At 41.2% G+C, this 24281-nt stretch carries 23 protein-coding genes; 13 read left to right on the top strand and 10 right to left on the bottom strand.

What is annotated here, in order from left to right:
* Positions 1–98: 98 nt before the first annotated feature.
* Positions 99–1451, top strand: coding sequence for an amidohydrolase family protein (locus tag MHI35_RS13200; protein ID WP_335348975.1), 1353 nt, complete (start codon positions 99–101; stop codon positions 1449–1451).
* 39 nt (positions 1452–1490) lie between these two features.
* On the opposite strand, the gene MHI35_RS13195 is transcribed toward MHI35_RS13200, so the two are convergent.
* From MHI35_RS13195 to MHI35_RS13150, 10 genes are all read right to left on the bottom strand, one after another.
* Positions 1491–3434, bottom strand: a complete 1944-nt coding sequence (locus MHI35_RS13195; protein ID WP_335348976.1) for an ABC transporter permease — start codon at positions 3432–3434, stop codon at positions 1491–1493.
* Positions 3424–4185 carry an ABC transporter ATP-binding protein gene (locus MHI35_RS13190; protein WP_003216695.1) on the bottom strand — a complete coding sequence of 254 codons (762 nt, stop codon included), beginning with the start codon at positions 4183–4185 and terminating at the stop codon, positions 3424–3426. The genes MHI35_RS13195 and MHI35_RS13190 overlap by 11 nt, the downstream gene beginning before the upstream one ends.
* A 105-nt stretch (positions 4186–4290) precedes the next feature.
* Entirely contained in the window at positions 4291–5295 is a 1005-nt protein-coding gene (locus tag MHI35_RS13185) for a sensor histidine kinase (RefSeq protein WP_335348977.1), read from the bottom strand.
* Entirely contained in the window at positions 5295–5984 is a 690-nt protein-coding gene (locus tag MHI35_RS13180; RefSeq protein ID WP_148660152.1) for a response regulator transcription factor, read from the bottom strand. The genes MHI35_RS13185 and MHI35_RS13180 overlap by 1 nt, the downstream gene beginning before the upstream one ends.
* Positions 5985–6094: 110 nt before the next feature.
* The gene (locus tag MHI35_RS13175; RefSeq protein WP_335348978.1) at positions 6095–7015 is read right to left on the bottom strand and encodes an iron-hydroxamate ABC transporter substrate-binding protein; all 921 of its coding nucleotides are present in this window, start codon (positions 7013–7015) and stop codon (positions 6095–6097) included.
* Between the two features lie 201 nt (positions 7016–7216).
* Positions 7217–7816, bottom strand: a complete 600-nt coding sequence (locus tag MHI35_RS13170; RefSeq protein ID WP_003216398.1) for a response regulator transcription factor — start codon at positions 7814–7816, stop codon at positions 7217–7219.
* Positions 7813–8949, bottom strand: coding sequence for a sensor histidine kinase (locus MHI35_RS13165; protein WP_211062882.1), 1137 nt, complete (start codon positions 8947–8949; stop codon positions 7813–7815). The genes MHI35_RS13170 and MHI35_RS13165 overlap by 4 nt, the downstream gene beginning before the upstream one ends.
* A gap of 116 nt (positions 8950–9065) precedes the next feature.
* The gene (locus tag MHI35_RS13160; RefSeq protein WP_335348979.1) at positions 9066–10121 is read right to left on the bottom strand and encodes a fatty acid desaturase; all 1056 of its coding nucleotides are present in this window, start codon (positions 10119–10121) and stop codon (positions 9066–9068) included.
* Positions 10122–10308: 187 nt separating this feature from the next.
* Positions 10309–11751 carry a DEAD/DEAH box helicase gene (locus MHI35_RS13155; RefSeq protein WP_144520967.1) on the bottom strand — a complete coding sequence of 481 codons (1443 nt, stop codon included), beginning with the start codon at positions 11749–11751 and terminating at the stop codon, positions 10309–10311.
* A 100-nt stretch (positions 11752–11851) separates the two neighbouring features.
* On the bottom strand, positions 11852–12655 hold the full coding sequence (locus MHI35_RS13150) for an NAD kinase (RefSeq protein ID WP_144520966.1): 804 nt from the start codon (positions 12653–12655) through the stop codon (positions 11852–11854).
* A gap of 444 nt (positions 12656–13099) precedes the next feature.
* On the opposite strand from MHI35_RS13150, the gene sppA reads away from it, so the two are divergent.
* The 12 genes from sppA to MHI35_RS13090 all read left to right on the top strand — a co-directional run bounded on the left by sppA (position 13100) and on the right by MHI35_RS13090 (position 24266).
* A complete protein-coding gene (sppA, locus tag MHI35_RS13145) occupies positions 13100–14101 on the top strand; it encodes a signal peptide peptidase SppA (RefSeq protein WP_335348980.1) in 1002 nt (333 codons plus the stop codon).
* Positions 14102–14115: 14 nt separating this feature from the next.
* Complete coding sequence (locus MHI35_RS13140) at positions 14116–14637, top strand: RDD family protein (RefSeq protein ID WP_335348981.1); 522 nt, start codon at positions 14116–14118, stop codon at positions 14635–14637.
* Positions 14638–14735: 98 nt separating this feature from the next.
* A complete protein-coding gene (locus tag MHI35_RS13135; protein WP_335348982.1) occupies positions 14736–15443 on the top strand; it encodes a DUF2953 domain-containing protein in 708 nt (235 codons plus the stop codon).
* A gap of 14 nt (positions 15444–15457) precedes the next feature.
* The gene (ytfJ, locus tag MHI35_RS13130; protein ID WP_003216488.1) at positions 15458–15910 is read left to right on the top strand and encodes a GerW family sporulation protein; all 453 of its coding nucleotides are present in this window, start codon (positions 15458–15460) and stop codon (positions 15908–15910) included.
* 112 nt (positions 15911–16022) lie between these two features.
* The gene (tpx, locus tag MHI35_RS13125) at positions 16023–16523 is read left to right on the top strand and encodes a thiol peroxidase (protein WP_144486956.1); all 501 of its coding nucleotides are present in this window, start codon (positions 16023–16025) and stop codon (positions 16521–16523) included.
* A gap of 88 nt (positions 16524–16611) precedes the next feature.
* Entirely contained in the window at positions 16612–17586 is a 975-nt protein-coding gene (locus tag MHI35_RS13120) for a class I SAM-dependent methyltransferase (RefSeq protein ID WP_144520960.1), read from the top strand.
* A gap of 229 nt (positions 17587–17815) precedes the next feature.
* A complete protein-coding gene (locus MHI35_RS13115) occupies positions 17816–19000 on the top strand; it encodes an acetate kinase (protein WP_111911278.1) in 1185 nt (394 codons plus the stop codon).
* A gap of 105 nt (positions 19001–19105) precedes the next feature.
* Positions 19106–19621: a MogA/MoaB family molybdenum cofactor biosynthesis protein gene (locus tag MHI35_RS13110; protein ID WP_144520958.1), complete on the top strand. Its 516-nt coding sequence runs from the start codon at positions 19106–19108 to the stop codon at positions 19619–19621.
* Positions 19622–19794: 173 nt separating this feature from the next.
* Positions 19795–21006 carry an argininosuccinate synthase gene (locus MHI35_RS13105; RefSeq protein WP_119125220.1) on the top strand — a complete coding sequence of 404 codons (1212 nt, stop codon included), beginning with the start codon at positions 19795–19797 and terminating at the stop codon, positions 21004–21006.
* Entirely contained in the window at positions 21003–22376 is a 1374-nt protein-coding gene (gene argH, locus MHI35_RS13100; protein ID WP_306011043.1) for an argininosuccinate lyase, read from the top strand. Before MHI35_RS13105 ends, argH begins: the two co-directional genes overlap by 4 nt.
* 121 nt (positions 22377–22497) lie before the next feature.
* Positions 22498–23370, top strand: a complete 873-nt coding sequence (locus MHI35_RS13095) for a phosphotransferase (RefSeq protein ID WP_335348983.1) — start codon at positions 22498–22500, stop codon at positions 23368–23370.
* A gap of 140 nt (positions 23371–23510) precedes the next feature.
* Positions 23511–24266, top strand: coding sequence for an SDR family oxidoreductase (locus MHI35_RS13090; RefSeq protein ID WP_012010874.1), 756 nt, complete (start codon positions 23511–23513; stop codon positions 24264–24266).
* The last annotated feature ends 15 nt before the right edge of the window (positions 24267–24281 follow it).

Raw genomic sequence — 24281 nt, 5'->3', positions numbered from 1 at the left:
TTAGTGAGTCACTTTTCTTCTAATTTGATCCTTTTATGTTCTAAAATGACAGTGAGGGTGGGAGAACTCTTCCTCGTCATTTGAAAAGGGGGATATGGATGAAGAAAACATTGTTTAAAGACGCGGCGATTTTAACACTTGATCCAACTATTGGTTTTTTAGAAAAAGGAGATTTATTAATTGAAGGGACACAGATTTTAGAGGTCGGATCTTTCATTGAAGCAAATGATGCTGACATTGTCGATGCGTCCGATATGGTGATCATGCCAGGGCTAGTGGATACACATCGTCATGTGTGGCAGTCAGTCATCAGAGGCATAGGCACAGATTGGTCTTTACAGACATATTTGAGCAAAATCTATTATGGGAACTATGGTGCGATGAGACGCCCATCCGATGATCGGATCGCGAATTATTTAGGGGCTTTAGAGGCTTTAGATGCAGGAGTGACCACGTTTTTAGACTGGACGATGATCAATTCAATGGATCATACAGAAGAGCTCATTGGAGGATTAAAGGATGCTGGTATTCGAGCTGTTTTTGCTTTCGGTGCCTCTGGAGATGCTGAGTATTGGGATAGGGAGAGCACGCTCACCAATATGGATGATGCAGCACGCGTGAAAAAAGCGCATTTTCAATCATCAGATCAGCTTTTGACAATGGGGCTTGCGATTCGTGGGCCAGAATTTTCTTCATGGGAAACTTCAGTATTTGAAATCGAAACAGCCCGGTCGCTAGATGCTCTATGCAGTATGCATATTGGCTTTGGGAACTGGGGAGCAGAGGATCGTTCGATTGAGCGGCTTCACAAAGCAGGGTTACTTGGGCCTGACCTTAACATGGTGCATATCAATGCAATCGATGCAGATCAAATGAAGATGCTGGCAGACAGCGGAAGCTCCATATCCATTACACCTGAAATTGAAATGATGATGGGTCACGGTTATCCAGTGACAGGACTTGCGATTGAACAAGGTGTTCTTCCAACGCTAGGTGTAGACGTGGTCACGGCAACAGGCGGAGATTTATTTGCTCAAATGAAGTTCGGGCTTCAGGCAGAGCGCGCGCTCCAAAATCAATCATTGCTCATGGAGGGAATCATGCCGGGGCCTGAACTTGGAATTTCTGCTCAACAAATGCTTGAAGCTGCGACGATCAATGGGGCTCGTGCATTACAGCTTGATCATAAAATTGGCTCGCTCACACCTGGAAAAGAAGCTGATTTCATCCTAATCGACCGGACAAGCATGAATCTTCTGCCGATGACAGATCCGGCTGGAGCGGTTGTCCAAACGGCACATCCTTCAAATGTTGACTCTGTTTATGTGGCTGGAAAAGCAGTGAAACGAAACGGAAAGCTTGTCGGTGTGAATCTAGAAGAGGTCAAACGAAAAGCTTATGCGGCAAGAGATCATATTCTATCGCACAAGTTTGAATCAACGCCATCATAAACAAACAATCCCCATAGGCAGCTGCCTATGGGGATGAGATTACAAGGATTCTTTAATGACCTTTTTATAATATTGGACAGATAGGAATCCAAAGATAGAATATAACACCGTATAAATCGACATGACGATGAGCATTGGTGTCCACAGTTCACCGCCGAATAAAAACCAGCCTGACTGTACTGCAAAGTAGCTGTGCAGCAATCCGACAATGAGCGGAATCCCAAAGTTAAATAGCTGTTTGAGACGAATGCCTTTTAATAGATCCTTCTCAGTAAAACCAAGCTTACGCAAGATCGTGTATGAGCTTTGTTCTTCTTCACTTTCATTCATCTGCTTGAAGTATAAAATACAGCCTGATGTGACAAGGAAGCTGAGACCTAAAAATCCGACGACAAACATCATCAGTCCTATTGTTTGCTTTTGCTGATGATCTGAAGCCAATTGAGACATACTGTTGTCACCTAGTTTTAAAGAGGTAAACACACTATTTGCTTGTTCAAGATTTTTATGATCTTTTATGTTGACTGCTATATATTGGCTTTTATCAAGCTGTAGCTTAGGATCCTTCTGTTGGTCAAGCTGCTCAAAAACATCTTGACTCACGACGGCAACAGGCAGACCCCCAGAAGTGAAGTTGTAAGAAATGAGATAATCTTTTTTTAAATCCAAAACTTTCAAATCGAGCGGTTTCTTGATGAGAAGCTTCACATCGCCTGAGCTTTTAATCGGCATGAATTTCTTTAATAGATCACTGTAGCCGCTTAAAATCACTTCGTTGTTCTCCACATGGATATTTGGTGCGTTTTTCTCACTAATGACAGGCAGTGTCAATATGCCTGGTTCATTATTCATATTTTTTAACTCTGAATCCATATCCATGAGTTTTTTTGCATCAAATTTTGCTAGAATCACTTTGACCTGCTTTAGATCATACGCAATTTGTTTGTCAGAAAGTGCACGAGTGAAGGTATTGGCTTCTTTCTCTGAGCCCATGACGAAATGTGATGGGATCTGTTGTTCAGCGGTTTTTTCTGCTGAGTAATAGGAAATGTAGCTTAAAGATAACAACCCGATAGCCAGTGCAGATACCGTTGTAATAATCGTTAAAAGAAGTGCGTTTGATTTTAACCGGAACATAATAGATGACAGAGACAGGACTTCATGAATGGCGAGATAGCCATTTTTTCGTTTACGTACGATATTGGCAATGAACGAAACAGAGCCTTTATAGAAAAGAAAGGTACCGATAATGACAGAGGCTAGAATATAAATCATCGCTAATAATAACGCAAACAAGGACGTATATGAGCCGGTCAAAAGCTTAGAGGAAATATAATAGCCTGAACTGATCAAGACAATACCGAGAACCCCAATGATGATTTCAAACACAGAGATTTTTTTCACACGCTGCTCTGTAGAAGACGTGGTTCTAAACAAAGATAAAATCGTCTGTCTATTAATAAACCATCGATTTCTTAACATAATCAATCCATAGATGATGAAAAAGACGATCAGTGTCTGCAAAAGGGCCATGCCTGAAAAATGTAGGTTGGCGATGGCGTTCACCCCGGTTACTTTAAATAGCACCATCAGCATGAGCTTTGAACCGATAAAACCAGCTATGATACCAACAGCCATTGAGAACACGTATAGGATAAAGTTTTCTGCATTGAGCAGTTTGGCAATTTTTTGTTTCGTCATGCCAATGAGCTGCAGGAGACCTATTTCTCTCCCTCTTCGTTTAATAAAAATGCTGTTCGCATATAACAAGAAGATCCCAACAATGGCAATGAGTAGGACCGAAGCGGCTTTGATCGATGCACCACCCTTAATGGACCCTTTTACATCATCAAGTGCTGGTGAGTACTGCAAGGTGACAAAAGAAAAGTAGAGCGCCACACTAAACACAAGAGCAAACACATATAAATAGTAATTCTTCAAATTTTTCTTCAAGTTACGGAGGATGAGCTGATTAATGTTCATGCTTCACACCGCCTAAAACACCTTGCGTTTTCATAATATCCTCGAAAAACATCTTTCTCTCTAAAGCCCCTTTATTCAACTGAGTATAGATTTGGCCATCCTTGATAAAAATGACGCGTCTTGAATAGCTGGCTGCGACAGGATCATGTGTCACCATGACAATGGTCGCTTTTCGTTTGCGATTGAAATCTTGTAGCTTATTGAGTAAATCAGAGGCAGATTTAGAATCAAGCGCTCCGGTAGGTTCATCCGCGAAAATAAGACTCGGTTCATGAATGAAGGCACGAACTGCTGATGTCCGCTGCTTTTGTCCACCAGAGAGTTCATTCGGATATTTGTCTCTTAGTTCATAGATGCCCATGTCCTCCGCAAGCTGTTGAAAACGTTCGAAAGCTTCTTTCTTCGGCGTTTTGGAGATAGATAATGGCAAGAGGATGTTCTCTTTGACCGTGAGTGTATCAAGTAAGTTATAATCCTGAAAAACAAAGCCAAGCTGCTTTTTTCTGAATTCTGCTAGCTGCTGATCCTTCATTTGTGTCATCTCAACATCTGCGATACGAATGGATCCGCTGGACACATGATCAATAGAGGACAATACGTTCAGAAGGGTTGTTTTCCCTGAGCCTGATGGACCCATGATGCTGACGAATTCTCCAGCTTCAATCGTCAAGTCAATGCCACTCAGCACCTCTTGTTTGTTGAATTTATTTCCGTAGCTTTTATATATCTTGCGAGCTTCTAAAATGTTCATTTGTTGATCCCCTTTTCTATTTAATTGATATCTCTAGTATAAAAAGAAGCCCGCCGCACTTCCTTCGATTTGGCGAACAAAACAGACGAGCATGTGACATTGTTGTCACATGCTCGCAATATGCACAAAATCATTTTTTTTCGGAAAGATGAAGGTGAAGGTTGTGCCTTGATCTATCATGGAGTTGACCTCAATCTTGATATGAAGAGCGTCTGCTCCTTTTTTCGTTAAATAAAGCCCCATTCCTGTTGAGGCGGTGTCATTGTGGTGTCTCGTTGAGGTAAAGCCTTTTTCAAAAATACGAGACAGATCTCTTGGGTCTATTCCTCTGCCTTGATCTGTGATCGTCAGCATCACTTGGTCATTGATGTGCTTGCTTTCAATGGCAATATCAGACGAATGACTGTACTTAACTGCATTTGTGAGCACCTGTCTGATCATAAAGGATAACCATTTTGCATCACTTAATACGTGACGTGCTTCTAGTGTGAGTTCAAACCCGATTCCTTTTTGCATGCACCATGATTGGAGTGCTTTGATTTCCTTTGCTAGGATGCTTTGCAGATCCAGCTGTTCAATAAATAAATCATTTTCGATATGACGTATTCTGCTTCTGTGCAGCTGGGCGTCGAGTAATAAATGGATTCTGAGCCATTCGTATGTCATATTTGATTTCAGCGGCTGCTCTGTTAAGCGGTCAATCATCAAGTGCATCGCTGTGAGAGGTGTTTTCACTTCATGTATCCATGAGAGCAATTCATCTTTCTCTTCTTCAAGGGCGATTTGTTGTTCTGCCGCCATTTTCCGGTAGCGGGCAATTTGCTCAGAAGTCGCATCATGTACAAGCCGTTCAAATGGGGAAGATGGCGTGAGCCGCATTTGATGGTCAATATGATCATCCCATTCTTTCAGACGCTCATAATACGCCGTTTCTTTACGGTATCGAAAAAAGAGAAAGACGATCATGAAAAACGTAGATAATAACACAATATAAAAAAGAGACGCCATTGGAATGGTCGTATCCAAAAAAGCAACAAACAGAATGAGGAGCTGCAAACTAAGAAAGAACAGAATCCAGCTTCTTCGTTCTTTTAAAAATGCTTGCAGCATCATTGATCATCCTTTTCTTTTGCAAGATAGCCTTGTCCCACTTTTGTCTCAATGTAGGTACCAAGAGAGATCTCATCTAGTTTTTTTCTAAGGCGATTGACGTTCACAGTAAGTGTATTGTCACTGACAAACCGTTCATCCTCCCACAATGCTTGAATGAGCGATTCCCGGCTGACAATATGATTTTTATGCTGAATCAATTCCTTGAGAATAAACAGTTCATTTTTCGTTAATTCCACTTCACCGTGATCATTTGTGACGGTGTTTTTTTCTAGATCAATCGTAGCGCCGCACCATACCTTTAAGCTGGCAGGTTCTGCATTATAATCATGTACTCTGCGAAGAACGGCACTGACTTTGGCAATGAGCACGTCAAAGTGAAACGGCTTTTGTACAAAATCATCGGCACCGAGCTGCATTGACATGACCATATCAGCAGGATGGTCACGAGAGGAGAGGAAGATGATCGGTACATTTGAATGATGCCGAATCATCCGGCACCAGTGAAAACCATCGTATTTTGGAAGCTGTATATCAATAATGACGAGATCAGGCTGAACAGAAGTAAATTCCTGCATCACCTGTTGAAAATCGTGAATCCCATAAACATCATAGGACCAGTTCACTAGACGTTCTTTGATTTCTTGGAAGAGGGTTGTATCGTCCTCAATCAGTAGAATTTTAAACAAAACCAGCACCACACTTTTTGTATTCGCTTGTATGTAATTGTAGCGGAAAAAAGGCGCTGCCGCTAGAAGCAGACAAGAAAAAAGCAAGGGAAGGGCTCCCTTGCTTCAGTTTATTTACCTAAAAAGTGCTTTTTAAAGAATGATAGTTGGTACTCGAGTGTGAGTGGATCATTAAAATAGAATTCTTCTGCATTTGCCACATACACACGATGTTTTTTCACAGCTGGGATGGACTTGTAAATTTCACTGTTTTGATAGGAATTGTCCATTTCGCTGTTTTTACTAATGATCATATAGTCTCCAGCAAATTCAGGAATGACTTCCTGTGAAACGGCATAGTAGCCCGCTTTTAATGCCTTTTCTTTCACTTTTTCAGGCATTTTTAGTTTCATTGCTTGGTAGAGGATTTCTGTGCCACGGCCCCAAGCATCTCCAAACACGTAAAGATCTTTTGTGCCGCTTTCAAAGACAGAAACCGTTGCATCTTTACCGATTTTGGCTTTAATTTCTTTTCCAGCTTCAGCTGCGCGTTCTTTAAAATCTTTTACCCATGCTTTGGCTTCTTTTTCTTTGTTTAATACTTTTCCAATTTCAATATGCTGCTGAAGGTAATCGACTTTGTTATACGTAAACAAAACAGTTGGTGCGATTTTTTTGAGTTTTTCTACATTTTTTGTATTGCTTAAGCCAATGATGACATCAGGCTTAAGCTTCATGATTTTTTCGACATTGGCATCTGATACTTCTTCCACATTTTTTAGTTCCTTTTGGAAGCGAGGGTTCTTTTTTGACCAAGAGTCGACGCCGACCAGGTTCACACCAAGTGACATGACATTACCAGTGTAAGAGCCAAGTACAACGACACGTTTTGGATGCGCTGGCAGCTTCACAGGGCCATTTTCAGATTCATATGTAATCTTATCTGATGCTGTTGATTGATTTCCTTTATTTGAGGAAGAGCTGCTGCTATTGCCACATGCGCTCAATGCAAGTACAAAGATGAGCATCAGAGGGAACAATATTTTCTTCATGAATGTAGACTCCTTTGAAATCGGCACATTGGCCGGGTATTTGATTGCATGAGTGATAATGATAATTATTATCACTTGGGTATCATATCATAGAAGTGCCGTCAGTTGTCAATTATATTTTGATCGTTGGTGATAAAAAATAGAAGGGGAGATTATTGGCAGAAAAAAAGATCAAGGCAGCATGTGTCCTGATCTTTTTTCTTATTTAAACCAGCCTTTTTCTTTTGAGCGTGTAATGGCTTCAATGCGGTTTTTCACTTCTAGCTTATCTAAAATAATCGAAATGTAGTTTCGGACAGTGCCGCTTTTTATGCTGAGTTCTTTCGCAATTTCTTTTGTGTTTTTGCCGTCTGCGACGAGCTCAAGGACTGATTTCTCTCGTTCTGTTAAAGGATTTTCGTCACTATATAAGTCTTCCATTAATTCAGGGGCGTACACCTTTTTCCCTTTCATCACACTGCGAATGGCACTTGCCAGATCTTCACTTGGACTATCTTTCAGCATATAGCCGCTGACGCCAGCTTTGAGCGCCCTTTGGAAATAGCCAGAGCGGGCAAAGGTCGTTAAAATGATGATTTTCACATCTGTTCCTTTAAGCTCTTCTGCTGCATCAAGTCCCGTTTTTCCAGGCATTTCAATATCCATTAAGCAAATATCAACAGGGTGCTTTTTTGCAAAATCGATGGCATCCTGACCGTTTGTACCTTTTCCAACAACCGTCATATCGTCTTCTAAATCAAGAAGTGAACCGAGCGCACCGAGCAGCATTTGCTGATCTTCTGCGATAAAGATGTTGATCATTTCATCCCCTCCTTGTCTTTTGCTGCTGAATCATTTGGAATACTCATGATCAGCTTTGTCCCGTCCTTTGTCTCAATACGCAGGCGTCCATTTGCAAATTCCAATCTTTCTCTAATGCCTAAAAGACCGTGACCCTTCGTTTGAGAGGGGGGATAATCGCCTTTAAATGTCCCATCATCCTCGACAGTGATAATAGCTTCCTTTGATTTTTGATGAATCGTGATTTTGCAGACGGTCGCATCACTATGTTTGACGACATTTGTCACAGCCTCTTTGATGCACATGCTAACAATGTTTTCGTTAAGAAGAGAGATGTGTTTTGGCGCTTCCTTTTCATCATAGATCAATTCAATTCCGGCTGCTTCGAGAATTTGCTCAATGTTCGACATTTCATCCTTGATGCGTATGCCCTTCATAGAGGAAACAATCTTCCGAACTTCATTGAGAGATGTTCTGGCGGTCTGCTGGACGCTTTTCAGCTCAGCACGAGCCTGCTCAGGATCTTTATAGATGAGTTTGCGGGCAAGATCACTTTTTAAACCGATAAGAGAAAGCTTTTGTCCAAGGGTGTCATGCAGATCACGTGCGATGCGCTGCCTTTCTTCAAGCTTTACAAGATCGGCGATCCGTTCATTGGCATTTTCTAATTTCTCTTCAAGGCGTTCACGTTCTTTTCGGCTTCGAATGCTGAGAGGGAGGAGAATGGCACTAATAAGTGTGATCACAACAAAAGGAATTTGTGTGAGAAACCAGCCCTTTTTTAAAATCAAGCTAAAGTTCACGGCTACGGCGGCGCTCCCTAGATGAATATAGTATAAAATATAAAAAGGGACTTTTCTTTTAATGTGCCCATTGAAATAGGCGATGCAAAAAGCGAAGTAAATGTAGCTGTAGAGCATCACATAGCCAGTTGAAATCGCAATCAATAAAAGACCGAAGACATATAAAGACCAGCCTTTTGCGACAAAGGCAAAACGATACACTCCGAAAAAAACCACGTTCAAAATAATGCCAATGACAATACCTAAAGTCGTAGGCGTCTTTAAGATAAAATAGAAGGGCAGGATGAAAAAAATGGCCCATATATAGGGAGAAATCCCATGCAATTTTTGAATTTTAAACTGTTTTTTCATCCGTTTGCCACCTTTTCCGTTTTCGCTCTTTTTCCTTACTTTATCAAATTCAACTTATGGTTGCATCCTGTAAATGACAACAAGCTCCTTCTAGTGTAAGAAAGAGCTTGCACCAATTATGCATTTTTCTTTAGAATGTCTCCTTTAATGACAGGTGCGGGCATCTTCTTAGATTGCCGTGCTTCTTTAAAGGTAACGAATGCTTTCGTTTCTTCATCCCAAAGTCTAAATTTCATTGATTCAATACTTGTTTTTAAAGTGATGGTTGGAACATTTTGAAGCGGCTCACTATGATCATGTGCATGCTCCAAGTGATAATTCGGCACCCTCGGACTTAAATGATGGACATGGTGATAACCGATATTGCCTGTTAACCATTGAAGAAGCTTTGGCAATTTGTAAAAAGAACTGCCTTCTACAGCTGCCTGCACATAATTCCAATGTTCATCTGCTTCAAAGTAAGAATCCTCAAACGTATGCTGTACATAAAATAGCCATACACCAATTGACCCTGAGATCAGGAAGATGGGACCTTGGACAAGTAGGAACTCCTGCCAGCCAAAAAGAAGACACGTTACAGCTGCTAGCGCAATGATGCTCACGTTTGTGAAATACGTGTTCCAACGCTCTTTTTTACGAGCATTTTTGACATTGAAACGGTTTTTTAAGAGAAAGACAAAGATCGGTCCTAAAATAAACATCACAAAAGGATTACGATAAAATCTGTAGCGAAATTTCGTCCATGCTGATGCTTCTTGATATTCTTTGACTGTTAGGAGCCAAATGTCGCCAGTACCTCGTTTGTCTAAATTACTGCTTGTGGCATGGTGAATTGAATGATCTCGTTGCCATTGAAGATAAGGGAAAAGGGTGAGTACGCCCGTTAAAAAACCGAACAGGTGATTTAGCGGCTTCTGTTTAAAAAAGGATTGATGGCAGCAGTCGTGAAAAATAATAAAGACACGTACTAAAAAACCAGCTGCAATAACCGCAAAGAAGAGGGTTAAAAGGTAGGAGATGTTCAGGCTATAATAGGCAAGAAACCAAAGCCCCAAAAATGGAATGAATGTATTAAAGAGTTGAATGATACTTTTTTTCGAATTAGCACCAGAGAATTGGCCAACTTGTTTTCTTAAAGTGGCTTGCTGCTGTGTGTTTGTTGAAGTCGTCATGAACGTTCAAGTCCTTTCCGTTTCTTTCTACTTCAAAGTATAGAAGGAAAGGTGTCATGCTCATAGTAGCACCCATCATGTATTCAATATGACATTTGTCATGTTGGGCGCAGGAAAGGCTGATGCTTCAAGGGTTGTAAGCTTATTTATTTTAAATAAAAAAGTAAAGGCGCTTGGCCTTCACTTTTTATGAACGTGCTTCGTGAACTTTTAACTGCTTGCCTTTAATGGTTGTGTGGCGCATGGCGTTCAGCACTAGAGGGCCTTTGCCGTTTAGAATATCGACGTATGTTTTCGTATCTTGGATGGTAATAATTCCAATGTCATCAAAGGCAACGCCGTCTATTTTGGCAATGGTCCCAACGAAATCAATAGCCCGCAGCTTCTTTTTCTTCCCGCCGTTAAAATAAAGCTTCATTATATCTTTTTCAACGCCTGCCTGTTTATTTTCCTTTTGAATCGGCGTTTCAATCTTTTCTTCAAAGCGTTCGACATGCTGCTCTGCGTCTTCCTTTGTTGGATATGGCTGCGTCTTGAAATCAATACCTGCTTCCTCTTTTAATTCATTAATCAGAGGCTTTGCATTTCTCGTCATAAACGCAATGGTTTTCCCGCTTTTTCCCGCTCTGCCTGTTCTTCCTGTTCGGTGAATATAGCGCTCTTTTTCATAGGGGAGGTCATAATGAATCACATGTGTCATATCACTGACATCAATACCCCGGGCTGCTATATCGGTTGCGATCAAATAACGGAACTCACCGTTTTTGAATTCATCCATGACAGCGAAGCGGTCTTCCTGTCTCATACCTCCATGAATTTTGTCACAAGGCACATCCCACTCATCGAGCTTCATTGTGAGTTCGTTCACTCGGTCCTGTGTATTACAGAAAATAATGCAGCTATCTGGATTTTCAATCACGATCGTACGTTGAAGAAGAGAGAATTTCGCTTCTTCTTCCGTTTCAATCACGGTGTGGGTGATTTGTGGCACAGACGTTTCCGCACGCGCAATTTCAATCACTTTTGGTGATTGTAGAAACTGTTCACTTAATTTCTTCATCTCATCAGACATGGTCGCTGAAAACAGCATTGACATGCGCTTTGGCGGCAGATACTGAATAATAGAAGAGACTTGATCAATAAAGCCCATGTTCAGCATTTCATCCGCTTCATCTAACACGAAAAATTTAAGGTTTTCTAAGGAAAGAGTACCTTTCTCAAGGTGATCCAAGACTCGTCCTGGTGTTCCGCATACAATGTGGTTTTTTTGTGCAAGTTCTACTTTTTGGGCTTGAAAAGGGGCTTTTCCAAAAATAGCTGCGGCTTTGATTCGTTTCAATCGTCCAAGGCTTGTAAGGTCCTGTTTGACCTGCATGGCGAGTTCTCGCGTTGGAACGAGGATGAGGGCTTGAGGTTTATTTTCAGCCCAATCAACCATTTCACAAATCGGCAGGCCATAGGCTGCTGTCTTGCCGCTACCAGTCTGAGATTTGACGATTAGATCCTGCTTTGAAAAAGCAACGGATAATGTCTCATGCTGAACAGGTGTAGGTGTATGGAAGTGAAGTGCTTTTAGCGCTTGTTTTAATTCATCGCTTAATGGATATTGATCAAATTGTTGTAATGTCATCGTGTTCTCCTTTTCGTACATTCATACTTGTGACATCATACCATAATCATGACCATGAATGAAAAGACATGAAAAAAAGCCCCATAAAGGAGCTTTTTGATTAAAGGAATCTGCGTTTGACTTTTTCCCAGTAGGAGTTGTCTTTTAATTTCACTGTTTTAATGACTTTTCCTGAAAGACCAATGTCGATTTGTTTGACGTGTTTTGTGCCAAGCGCTTCGTTATCAAGCCCGATAATCGGATGGTCGTTCCCGTCTTGCACAACTTTCAGCGTTAGCTTACGATCACTGCTTAAGATGAAAGGCGCCCCGAGTGTACGGTACGAGTTGTTGTTTAGCGATGCAAGCTCTGTAACTTGCATACAAGGGAGCATCGGATCAACCACGGCACCGTTTACCGATTTATTGTAGGCTGTTGAGCCAGTCGGAGTAGAAATAATCATTCCGTCTCCTCTAAATGTTTCAAAGTGGAAATCATCTATATACACATCGATCACAAATGTTTTAATAATGCTTGAGCGGATCGACAGTTCATTTAAGCAATGGAACTGGTTGGTACTGTCAACGCTTACATCAATGATCGGATATTTTCTCACTTCAATCTGTTCAGTGTTCATGGCATCAATCATTTTGTCAAAATGTTCTAATGAAAAATCGCAGTATAGATGCGAATTCTCTGTTTTTGATACCCCTACATATAAACAGTCATCCCGGAAGTTCGTTTTGCGGACTGCTTGAAGAAATGTGCCATCTCCGCCAATTGAAGCAATAATATGGGCATCCTCTGCACGCTTGACGACTTGAAAGCCTTGATCGGTAGCGAGCTTCTCCAGAGAAGAAATGTGTTCATCCAATTCATGATCTTTTTTGTAAAAGAAAAATACATTGCGACGATTGTCTGTCATTGACGTTCTCCCCTTCGTTGTCAAAAATAGATTTAGAATAATAAAGGGCTTACATATGAAGCCTTGCTCACATTTTACACTTTTTTCATATGAAAGTAAAAACATTAGAAAAACCTTCATGATGGTGGCATTCATTTTTAGAAATGAGTCAATGTAAGGGATTTGAAAAGGGCAGAATTTGAGCATAATTGAATAGCTGTTTTCTCATGAAAGGGTGGTTTAGGTGTTTCGTTGTGATGAAGCTCTAGCCTATTAGATGCAGAGAGAGGTGAAAAAAGCCAATTTTTCGTCATGGGTATCACTTGGCAGACGATGTAAAGTTGATCGTGAATTAAGAGTGGTGCTATCATATGATGAAATGAAATGTAAAAAAACCACAATTCCTGTGAAACATTTCATGTGAATATTCGTATCAAGAAGAGAGACAAAAAGGAGGAGAAAAAGATGAATGCGAAAAGATGGGTAGCGTTAATCATTGCACTTGGAGTTTTCGGATTTTCAATTGTGATTAGTGTCACGACGGCTTTGTATGAAAGCTTCAATGACAATAAAATGAGCTATCAATTTGGGGATGAAATAGAAGAGAAGGTACTAGAGGATGGAAGCGGTGCTGGAAAAATTGCGGTTCTTGAGATTAATGGAACCATTCAAGATAATGGCGGCGCATCAAGTCTATTAGGCGGAGAAGGTTATGATCATCGTGCATTTCTGAAGGAACTAGAAAAAGCGAAAGATGATGCTTCAGTAAAAGGCATCCTGCTGCGCGTCAACTCTCCAGGCGGCGGTGTCTATGAAAGTGCAGAAATACATAAAAAATTAGAAGAAGTGAAAAAAGCGAAGAAGCCGATTTACGTCTCTATGGGATCTATGGCAGCGTCTGGCGGTTATTACGTATCAACTCCAGCCAAGAAAATCTTTGCTTCACCTGAAACATTAACAGGATCTTTAGGTGTAATCATGCAAAGCTTGAACTATTCAAAGCTGGCAGATAATCTAGGTATTAAATACGAAACAATTAAAAGCGGAAAATTCAAAGACATCATGTCACCAAATCGTGATATGACGAAAGATGAGCGCGACATTATGCAAAGCATGGTCGATAACTCGTATGAAGGATTTGTCAAAGTGATCTCGGAAGGACGTGGCATGTCAAAACAAGATGTGAAGAAAATTGCTGACGGCCGTGTCTATGACGGAACACAAGCGAAATCGAATGGATTAGTCGATGAGCTTGGATATTATGAAGATGCAATCAAAGCAATGAAGAAAAATGAAAAAGGGTTAAAAGGAGCGACAGTGATCAGCTATTCTCAAAGTTTTGGCTGGAACTCTCTCTTCAATATGAGCGCAAGCAAACTCTTTAAAAGTGAAATTGATTTTCTCAATCTAAAAGAAACACTGGCTGGCTCAAATGGGTCTAAACCGATGTATCTCTATTCAAAATAAAGGAGGGATCATAGATGGATTCTACATTCGATGAAGTAACCGAAAGCCGCAACCAAGAAGAATCGAATCCAGCTCTTGCGAAACGTGCAGTGATTGAAGCACAGGCGTTTGCAGGTTTTTGGATTAGGTTTTGGGCGTTTATTCTTGATTGGCTCGTCGTCTGGGGTGTCAACCATTTGACGGTTTCTCCAATCTTTAGTCTGTTCGGCTGGTCCAAAGGAGGAGGATGGTTTTCTCCATTTTCCGTCACAACGACGATTGTATTCCTGCTTTATTTCGCCATCATGACGAAAATCTTTCGACAAACACTTGGGAAAATGGTGTTTGGGATCAAAGTGGTCTCACTTCAACCTGAGAAGAAACTCGCATGGGATGTCATTTTCTTTAGAGAAATTGTGGGACGCTACATTAATACACTTTTTGTTCTCTATGCTATTGTTGGGTTCACACCGAAAAAGCAAGGGGTTCATGATTACTTTGCTGATACGGTGGTCGTCCATGAACACTTATATGAAAAAACAGAAGCAAACGTATAATCAGAGGAGTTTGGCCGGGTACCGGTCAAACTCTTTTTTTGTGATTGGGTATAAAATCCAGAATGAGAGCCATAATCGTAGAGGAAGCATCATTTGTTATGGAGGAAGTGAGCACAGTGCTTTACATTTGGATCGCAGCTTTTTTGTTCCTTGGGATCTTATTGATCTTCATGAAAGTGACCATTTCACTGGATTATTCACATGCAAATGACAATGACCACCTTGCGCTGAAGATCATCACCTTATATGGAATCATCAGACTCAAAAAAGACATTCCGATGGTGAGGATCAATCCAGAAGATCAAACGATCGATATACGAGAAAAGAAGATGGCGAGCGCCAAAACCCCTAGTCACGAAAAAGAATCCATACATAAAAAAGTGGGAAAACGTGATATGAAGCAAATCCTTCATCAAATGGAGCGCATCACAAAAGAGATCGTCGATTTGAACCGGATCATACGTAAATTCTTCATTCACATGAGAATTGTATCGTTTCACTGGTCAACATGGATTGGCTTTCATGACGCCGCTTTAACAGGTGTAGCAGCTGGCGGGGTATGGTCAGTGAAAGGAGCACTGCTTGCCTTTATGCAGGAACATCTCACCTTTAAGCATAAACCGGTATATGAAGTCATTCCTGCCTTTCAGCACAATGTGTCCCAGACCCAGTTTACATGTATAGCTTATTTTCGTATTGGACATGCTATGCTTGCAGCCATTCGTTTACTTGTCCATTGGTTAAAAGGAAGAAAGGCGAGAAAAAGTGCCTCTCTTCAAGCAACGAAGAATGAATCATCTGTTTAAGGAGGAACCCGAAAATGGCAGATCATCCAATCCAAGGTCTGATGAAGACAGCGATGGAAAACTTAAAAGAAATGATAGATGTGAATACAATCATCGGCGATCCAGTCGAAACCCCTGACGGCAGTGTCATCCTCACTGTATCGAAGGTTGGTTTTGGATTTGCAGCCGGCGGCAGTGAATTTAACGGGAACCAAAAGAAAGAAAAACGTTCTGATGATCAAGAACGAAAAGAACCAAGACTCCCATTTGGCGGAGGAAGCGGCGGAGGTGTGTCTATTACACCAATCGCTTTCTTAATTGTCGGAACAAACGGCGTTCGAATGCTTCATTTGGACGAACATACACATCTGCTTGATAAAATATTGGATTCTGCTCCTCAAGCAATTGAACGTCTTCAGCACATGTTTAAGAAGGATGAACGGGAGAACCGTCATAAAGAACGAAAACTAGATGACATAGACCTTTAAAAAGTTAGCTGCGCTGCAGTTAACTTTTTTTTCAAAAGCGACGATTAGGCTTTGCAGTTTTTTGCTTTCTCTACTATGATAGAACCATACATTTGATAAGGGAGGAATTGTTTTGGCATCGATCACATTTAAAGGGAGTTCTGTCACGCTTGTAGGAAATGAAGTAAAAGTAGGCGAGCAGGCTCCAGATTTCACGGTATTAACGAACTCACTAGGGGAAGTTTCACTTTCTGATTTAACAGGAAAAGTGACGATCATCTCAGTGATTCCTTCTATTGATACAGGTGTGTGTGACGCACAAACAAGACGTTTCAATGAAGAGGCAGCCGGTTTAGGTCCGGTCAATATCTATACAATTAGTGCAGACCTTCCATTTGCACAAGCACGCTGGTGCGGAGCAAACGGAATTGAAAATGTCGAAACATTATCTGATCACAGAGATATGTCATTTGGTGAAGCATTCGGTGTTTATATGAAAGAATTGCGTTTATTGGCGCGTGCAGTTTTCGTATTAGACCCTAATGGGAAAGTGGTTTACACTGAATACGTAAGCGAAGCAACGAATCACCCAAATTATGAAAAAGCCATTGACGCTGCAAAATCACTGTTATAAAAGCAGCATCGACAAGAGCTCCGGCTTCATACTGGGGCTCTTTTCAATGAGAACATATAGCTTTTAACAAAGCGAGGAGAGAAAAGCATTGCAGAAAGATCAAGTAAGTACGATTTTTGAGCTGCTCGATACAGCTTCTATTCGATTAAAAAAGGAACAAAACATTTCCTATATTGAAGCATTGGCTGAAGCGGGAGAAGCCTTTTTCCAAGCTAATGATCGAGACGGTTTATTAAAAAATGTAATAGAGAAAGCAGATTTTGCCTCTTATGATCATGAGCAGATTCGTAAAGCGTTTCAGCTCGCCGTATTGAAAGGACAAAAGGATATTTCTCATCCAAATCGTCAGATGACCCCAGATACGATCGGGCTGTTTGTCAGCTATTTGGTGAATAAATTTTTAGAAGGTCAAAAAGAACTAGTTGTCTTTGATCCAGCAGCGGGAACAGGGAACTTACTGCTTGCAGTCTTAAATAATCTGACTGCAGAAACTAAGCGCGGCTTTGCGTCTGAAATTGACGATGTACTCATCAAAATTGCATGGGCACAGGCGAACTTGGAAGAGAAGGAAGTCGAGCTTTTCCATCAAGACAGCCTTGAGCCGCTTTTGATTTCTCCAGTAGATGTCACTGTATGCAGTCTGCCAGTTGGTTATTATCCAAATGATGAGCGTGCAGCAGATTATGAACTTAAGGCAAAGGAAGGACATGCCTTTGCGCATTATTTATTTATTGAACAAAGCCTTCGTTATACAAAAGAAGGCGGCTTCTTATTCTTCATCATTCCAAACGATTTGTTTGAAGGAAAAGAAAGCGTGCAATTAAAGGACTTTATTAAAGAGCATGCATATATGAATGCATTAATTCAGCTGCCGGTCTCCATGTTCAAAGACAAAAAGCACGCCAAAAGCTTGTTTGTGATGCAAAAGAAAAAGGAAGGGCTGGAAGCACCAAAACGGATGCTATTTGCCAATTTGCCGTCTTTCTCACAAAAAGAATCAATGGTGGGTGTAATGAGAAAATTAGACCAATGGTTTATAGAAGAAAAAGAAACGAAAGAATAGCCAGAGTGATATCTGGCTATTTTATTATTCAGAAAATAACGACTTATCGATGTAAGCGGTAACATTTCAAAGGTGCACTTGAAATGCAAAGTTTTCAATGTTTAAATGAAAAAGTCAGATATTTTTCGGACTTATCGTTAAACTATAAAAGACCCGTCATACAGGTTGAATATAGCACCGGAAAAAACGTGAAACCTTATATAACAACTGAGTAAAAGGAGCGACAAGAATGTCTAAAATTATTGCAATCAACGCAGGAAGCTCATCTCTTAAATTCCAATTGTTCGACATGCCAGAAGAAACCGTTTTAACAAAAGGTCTTGTTGAAAGAATCGGAATGGACAACAGTATCTTCACGATTTCTGTAGATGGAGAAAAGAAAACAGAAGTCACAGATATTCCAGATCATGCAGTAGCGGTTAAAATGCTACTTGGAAAACTAATCGAATTTAACATCATCAAAGACTTTAATGAAATTGATGGGGTAGGACACCGTGTTGTTCACGGCGGAGAGAAATTCAGCGACTCTGTTCTTTTAACTGATGAAGTCATTAATGACATTGATCAGCTTTCAGAGCTAGCACCACTGCACAACCCTGCAAACGTTGTAGGAATCAAAGCATTCAAACAAATTCTGCCTGACGTACCAGCGATTGCTGTGTTCGATACAGCTTTCCACCAAACAATGCCAGAGCAGTCTTACCTATATAGCCTTCCGTATGACTACTACAAAAACTTTGGTATTCGTAAATACGGATTCCACGGGACAAGCCATAAGTTTGTAACAGAGCGTGCATCAGAGCTATTAGGCCGTCCTCTTGAAGAGCTTCGTTTGATCTCTTGTCACCTTGGAAATGGTGCGAGTATTGCAGCAGTTGAAGGCGGAAGATCAATCGATACGTCAATGGGCTTCACACCACTAGCGGGTGTTGCGATGGGTACACGTTCAGGTAACATTGACCCTGCCCTTATTCCATTTATTATGGAGAAAACAGGACATACAGCTGAAGAAGTACTTTCTACTTTGAATAAGAAGAGTGGTCTTTTAGGTGTGTCTGGTCTATCAAGTGATCTTCGTGATATCGAAGAAGCAACAGAAGAAGGAAACGACCGTGCAGAAGTAGCTCTTGATATTTTTGCAAGCCGTATTCATAAATACATCGGTTCTTATGCAGCGAGAATGAATGGCGTAGATGCGATCATCTTTACAGCTGGAATCGGTGAAAACAGTTCAGAAGTTAGAGCACGTGTTCTTCGTGGTCTAGAATTCATGGGCGTTTACTGGGATCCTTCTCTTAACAACATGAGAGGCGAAGAAGCATTCATTAGCTACCCGCACTCTCCTGTAAAAGTGATCGTTATTCCAACGAACGAAGAAGTCATGATTGCAAGAGACGTTATGCGCTTAGCATAATGAAAATGAAGAAGCTCTTTTCCAATTAGGAAAAGAGCTTTTTTCTGTTAAAAGCAGCATGCTATAATGTTGTCCAATACGAAGCAAAAGGGAGCGGTGCGAAAAATGAGTGTGACAGAACATAAACGTGAGGCGAAAGCGAGGCTTTATGTGAAAGTCATTACGGTCAGCGATACAAGAACGAAAGAAACAGATAAAAGCGGCCGTCTGATGATTGATTTGCTTAAAGAACAGGGACATCTCATTCTTGCATACGATATTGTAAAAGATGACATTGGGGCGATCCAAGACGCTGTGCTAGAGGGAACAGGCGAACCAAAAATAGATGCCGTCTTGTTAAACGGGGGCACAGGAATTGCCGCAAGAGATGTCACCATTGAAGCGATCACCCCGCTTTTCTCGAAGGAGCTGCCTGGCTTCGGCGAAATCTTCCGCATGCTGAGCTATACAGAAGACATTGGTTCAGCCGCTATCTTATCCCGCGCCGCGGCTGGGGTCGTCAATCAAAAAGCTGTCTTTGCCACACCAGGCTCTACTGGAGCTGTTCGTTTAGCCATGACAAAACTCATCATTCCAGAGCTTCCTCACGTTTTACGAGAGCTTGAAAAGGATCAAAAATAGCCCAAAATGACTCTGCCAAGAAAATTTGGCAGAGTTTTTTTCATAAAGGGGTTGAAAAAACAATTTTTCCTTGTTACAGTGTATACATACTAAATGCATGTTTATAAATTAAAACTTATTTTTATGCAAAAAACATTCACAGAATCAAAACAAGTGAGAGGAGCTTTTCAATCATGTCACAAAATAAAAAAGTCGTATTAGCATATTCCGGAGGTCTTGATACCTCTGTTGCAGTTAAATGGTTACAAGAGCAAGGATACGAAGTCGTTGCTTGCTGCCTAGACGTAGGGGAAGGAAAGGACTTAGCATTCGTTCAACAAAAAGCACTTCAAGTCGGAGCGGTTCAGTCTTACATGATTGACACAAAAGAAGAATTCGCAGAGGAATTTGCACTAACTGCCTTACAAGCACACACGATGTATGAAGGAAAATATCCACTAGTATCTGCATTATCTCGTCCGCTAATTGCAAAAAAACTAGTGGAAGTCGCAGAAAAAGAAAATGCAGTAGCGGTAGCGCACGGATGTACTGGTAAAGGAAACGACCAAGTCCGTTTTGAAGTATCCATTAAAGCATTGAATCCAGACCTAGAAGTTCTTGCACCAGTGCGTGAGTGGAAATGGTCTCGTGATGAAGAAATCGATTATGCTCAAAAGCACGGTATTCCAATTCCAATTAACTTAGACAGCCCATATTCAATCGACCAAAACCTTTGGGGCAGAAGTAACGAGTGCGGCATTTTAGAAGATCCTTGGGCTGCACCGCCAGAAGGAGCGTATGATTTAACGACGCCACTTGAAAAAACACCTGACACGCCTGAAATCATTGAAATCACGTTTGAAAAAGGAAAACCAACAGCTATTGATGGTATTCAGTATTCCTTATCTGATCTCATCCTTCATTTAAATGAAGTCGCTGGTCAGCATGGGGTTGGCAGAATCGACCACGTTGAAAACCGTCTTGTTGGTATTAAATCTCGTGAAGTATACGAATGCCCAGGTGCTGTCACACTTCTAAAAGCGCATAAAGAGCTTGAAGACTTAACGCTAGTGAAGGAAGTTGCACACTTTAAGCCAATCGTTGAACAAAAAATGGCTGAATTAATATACAACGGATTATGGTTCTCACCACTTAAAGGAGCACTAGATGCTTTCTTACAAGAAACACAACAGAACGTAACAGGTGTTGTACGTGTGAAACTATTTAAAGGCCATGCCATTGTTGAAGGACGTAAATCACCATATTCACTTTATGATGAAAATTTAGCAACTTACACAAAAGCAGATGAATTTGATCATGATGCAGCGGTAGGATTTATTAACCTTTGGGGCTTACCAACAAAAGTAAACAGCATCGTGAATAAAAAGGAGCAGGTTAAAGCATGAAAAAGCTTTGGGGAGGCCGATTTCAAAAAACACCAGAAAAATGGGTCGATGAGTTTGGCGCGTCCATTCACTTCGACAAACAATTAGTCAAAGAAGATCTGACCGGCTCCCTTGCTCATGCAAGTATGCTGAATACATGCGGTATCCTAGACGATGAGGAGGCCGCTGCCATTAAAGATGGCCTGAATACGCTCATGAAAAAGGCAGAGGCAGATGAACTTGAATTCTCAGTGGATTATGAGGACATTCATTTAAACCTTGAAAAAATGCTCATTGATGAGATTGGTCCGCTTGGCGGCAAATTGCACACAGCGAGAAGCCGGAATGATCAGGTTGCAACCGATATGCATTTATATTTGAATAACCAAGTAGAGCATATTATTGAACTGATCTCTTCCTTTCAAACAGTGCTTGTGGAAAAAGCAGAACAGCACGTTGAAACGATTTTTCCAGGATATACGCACTTGCAGCGTGCACAACCTATTTCCTTTGCGCATCATATGCTCGCCTATTTCTGGATGCTAGAGCGTGACAAAGCGCGTTTCCAAGATTCTTTGAAGCGAATTAACGTGTCTCCACTTGGATGCGGAGCGTTAGCAGGAACGACATTCCCGATTGATCGTGAATACACAGCAGAGCTACTTGGCTTTGACCACATTTACGAAAACAGCCTTGATGGCGTAAGTGATCGGGATTTCATTTTAGAGTTTTTGTCTAATAGCAGCCTTGTGATGATGCATCTATCACGTCTTTGTGAGGAAATCATCTTATGGTGCTCTCAAGAATTCAAATTCATTGAGCTTGATGACACATACGCAACAGGCAGTAGCATGATGCCGCAAAAGAAAAACCCGGATATGGCAGAATTGATTCGCGGAAAAACAGGCCGTGTGTATGGCAACCTGATGGGGCTTCTCACCATTATGAAAGGCTTGCCGCTTACGTATAACAAAGACTTGCAAGAAGATAAAGAAGGCATGTTTGATACAGTCAAAACCATTGCTGGCAGCCTGCAAATCTTCACAGGCATGATTCAAACAATGACAGTGAACGAAGATGTCATGAAAAAAGCAACAAAAGAAGATTTCTCAAATGCGACCGAAGTGGCAGACTACCTTGCGAAAAAAGGCATGCCATTCCGTGAAGCACACGAAATCGTTGGCAAGCTCGTGTATACATGCATTCAAAAAGGCATCTACTTAAGTGATCTTCCGTTTGAGACATTCACAGAAGCGAGCGATCTTTTTGAAGAAGACATTTACACCGTTCTTGATCCGTATGTTGCTGTTGAAAAAAGAACAAGCGCAGGCGGAACTGGATTTAAACAAATTCAGCTCGCTTTAGAAAAAGCAAAAGCCTGCCTAGCGTAACTGACCAAAACCATTCGTTGATACGGATGGTTTTTTTGTCTTGGGGAAAAGGACATTGATCATCATTGGAGAAGTTTGAAAACATACCAGTGTTAAGCTGAAGAGGGAGTGACAGTAGTCTATGAAGAAAACACTTCAGGCTTTGTTTGATCAGCCCATCGTATCAGTTGAAACGTTAGGAGAACAGTACGAGGGACGGGCGAATGATGTGTGGCTGATCTCCTTACAAGACAAAACGGAATATGTGGTGAAATCTCCTAAAATGACAAGAGCAGAAAGTGAATTTGTATATGGGATCAACATGATCTATGGAGTAAATGCCCATACAGGACAAGAACATCTCGATCAAATCAATGAAAAGCTGGCTCTAACGAATTCCTTTCATATCCCGAAAGTCGTTCGTAAAGTGAAGAAGGCAGGGAAACATTATGATGTCATGGAAAAAGTAGAAGGAACCCCTTTAACATCTTTTGAGCGGCGTTCATCACACTTCTATCAAGATTACGGGAGGAAACTAGCGCTTCTTCATTCATATCGAACAAACTCTTTCGGTGCAGTATATGAGGCAGAAACGAGACATTTGAGAGAATACCATCCACTTTTAAAAACGGCTGTCTCTAAACTTTTAAGTCGCTATTATGCAGACCAGCCTGAATTTCAGCGTTATGGAGAAATGGTCCAGCAAAAGCTAGATCACCTCAGTCCTCCTGAATCAGCCAGTCTCATTTTAATTGATTTAGATCCAACTCAATATATTGAAAAAGATGATCAAGTGACGAGTCTAGTTGATACGGAATATGTTGTGTTTGGACCAGCTGCGTTTGATTTTATTGCATTGGAATACCTTTTGACGAAAGAAGCTGCACACGATGTTCGGTTAGGCTATGAAGAGATTTGCCCGCTTCCTCGCCAGCTTCATGAGGTGGGAGAATGCTATCGTTTTGTTTCGCTGCTTCTAGTATTCATGGCTCGTGGGATATCCAAAAGTGGATGAATCATCCTACATTTTTTCATTCTAAATAGAAAGAGCAGAAAGGGTTCATAAGTGCGCCAGATGCTGGTTTATAGTAAAGTAAAGTAAAGATAACAAAAGAAACACATGAACTTGCAACCTTTGCTTTAGGAGGAGATTGTGTGCGACACGCATTAATAACAGCGGGTTCTAAAGGACTTGGCAGGAAAGTCACCGAGTCTTTACTGAATATGGGGTATTCTGTGACAGTCAATTATCGAAGTGATGATGAAGCTGTGCGGCAGATGAAAGAAGAATTGCAGGAATATGAAGAAAAGCTTCAATTTGTCCAAGGAGACGTGACAAACAAAGAAGATTTAAAGAACATGGTCGCGCTGGCAACCGAGCGATTTGGACGGATCGATGCTTTGATTAACAATGCCGGACCTTATATTTTTGAACGAAAAAAGCTAGCGGATTATTCCGAGGAAGAATGGTATCAAATGATGGAAGGCAACCTATCTGCTGTGTTCCATTTGTTCCGAATGGTCATCCCAATGATGAGAAAGCAAGGCTTCGGCCGAATTGTCACATATGGCTTCCAAGGTGCAGACCATGCGCCAGGATGGATGCACAGATCAGCCTTCGGAGCAGCAAAAGTGGGGCTCGCGTCACTGACGAAAACCATTGCGATTGAAGAAGCAGAAAACGGCATCACAGCCAATATGGTTTGTCCAGGCAAAATCGTTGGAGATATGAAAGAATCGACAATAGAAGAAGCACGCCAGATGAAAGATGATGAAACGCCGATTGGCAGGTCTGGTACTGGAGAAGATATCGGTCGCATCATTTCCTTTTTATGCGATGACCGCTCTGACCTGATTACAGGAACTGTGATAGAAGCAACAGGTGGCCTTAACGTCATTCACAGGCATTAAGTTTTTCAGTTTTTT

It is taken from the genome of Bacillus sp. FSL K6-3459, from assembly GCF_038003305.1.
Lineage (GTDB): Bacteria > Bacillota > Bacilli > Bacillales > Bacillaceae > Bacillus > Bacillus pumilus_O.
Note: the sequence above shows the minus strand (reverse complement) of the source record. Positions and strands in the feature narration are given on the sequence as shown.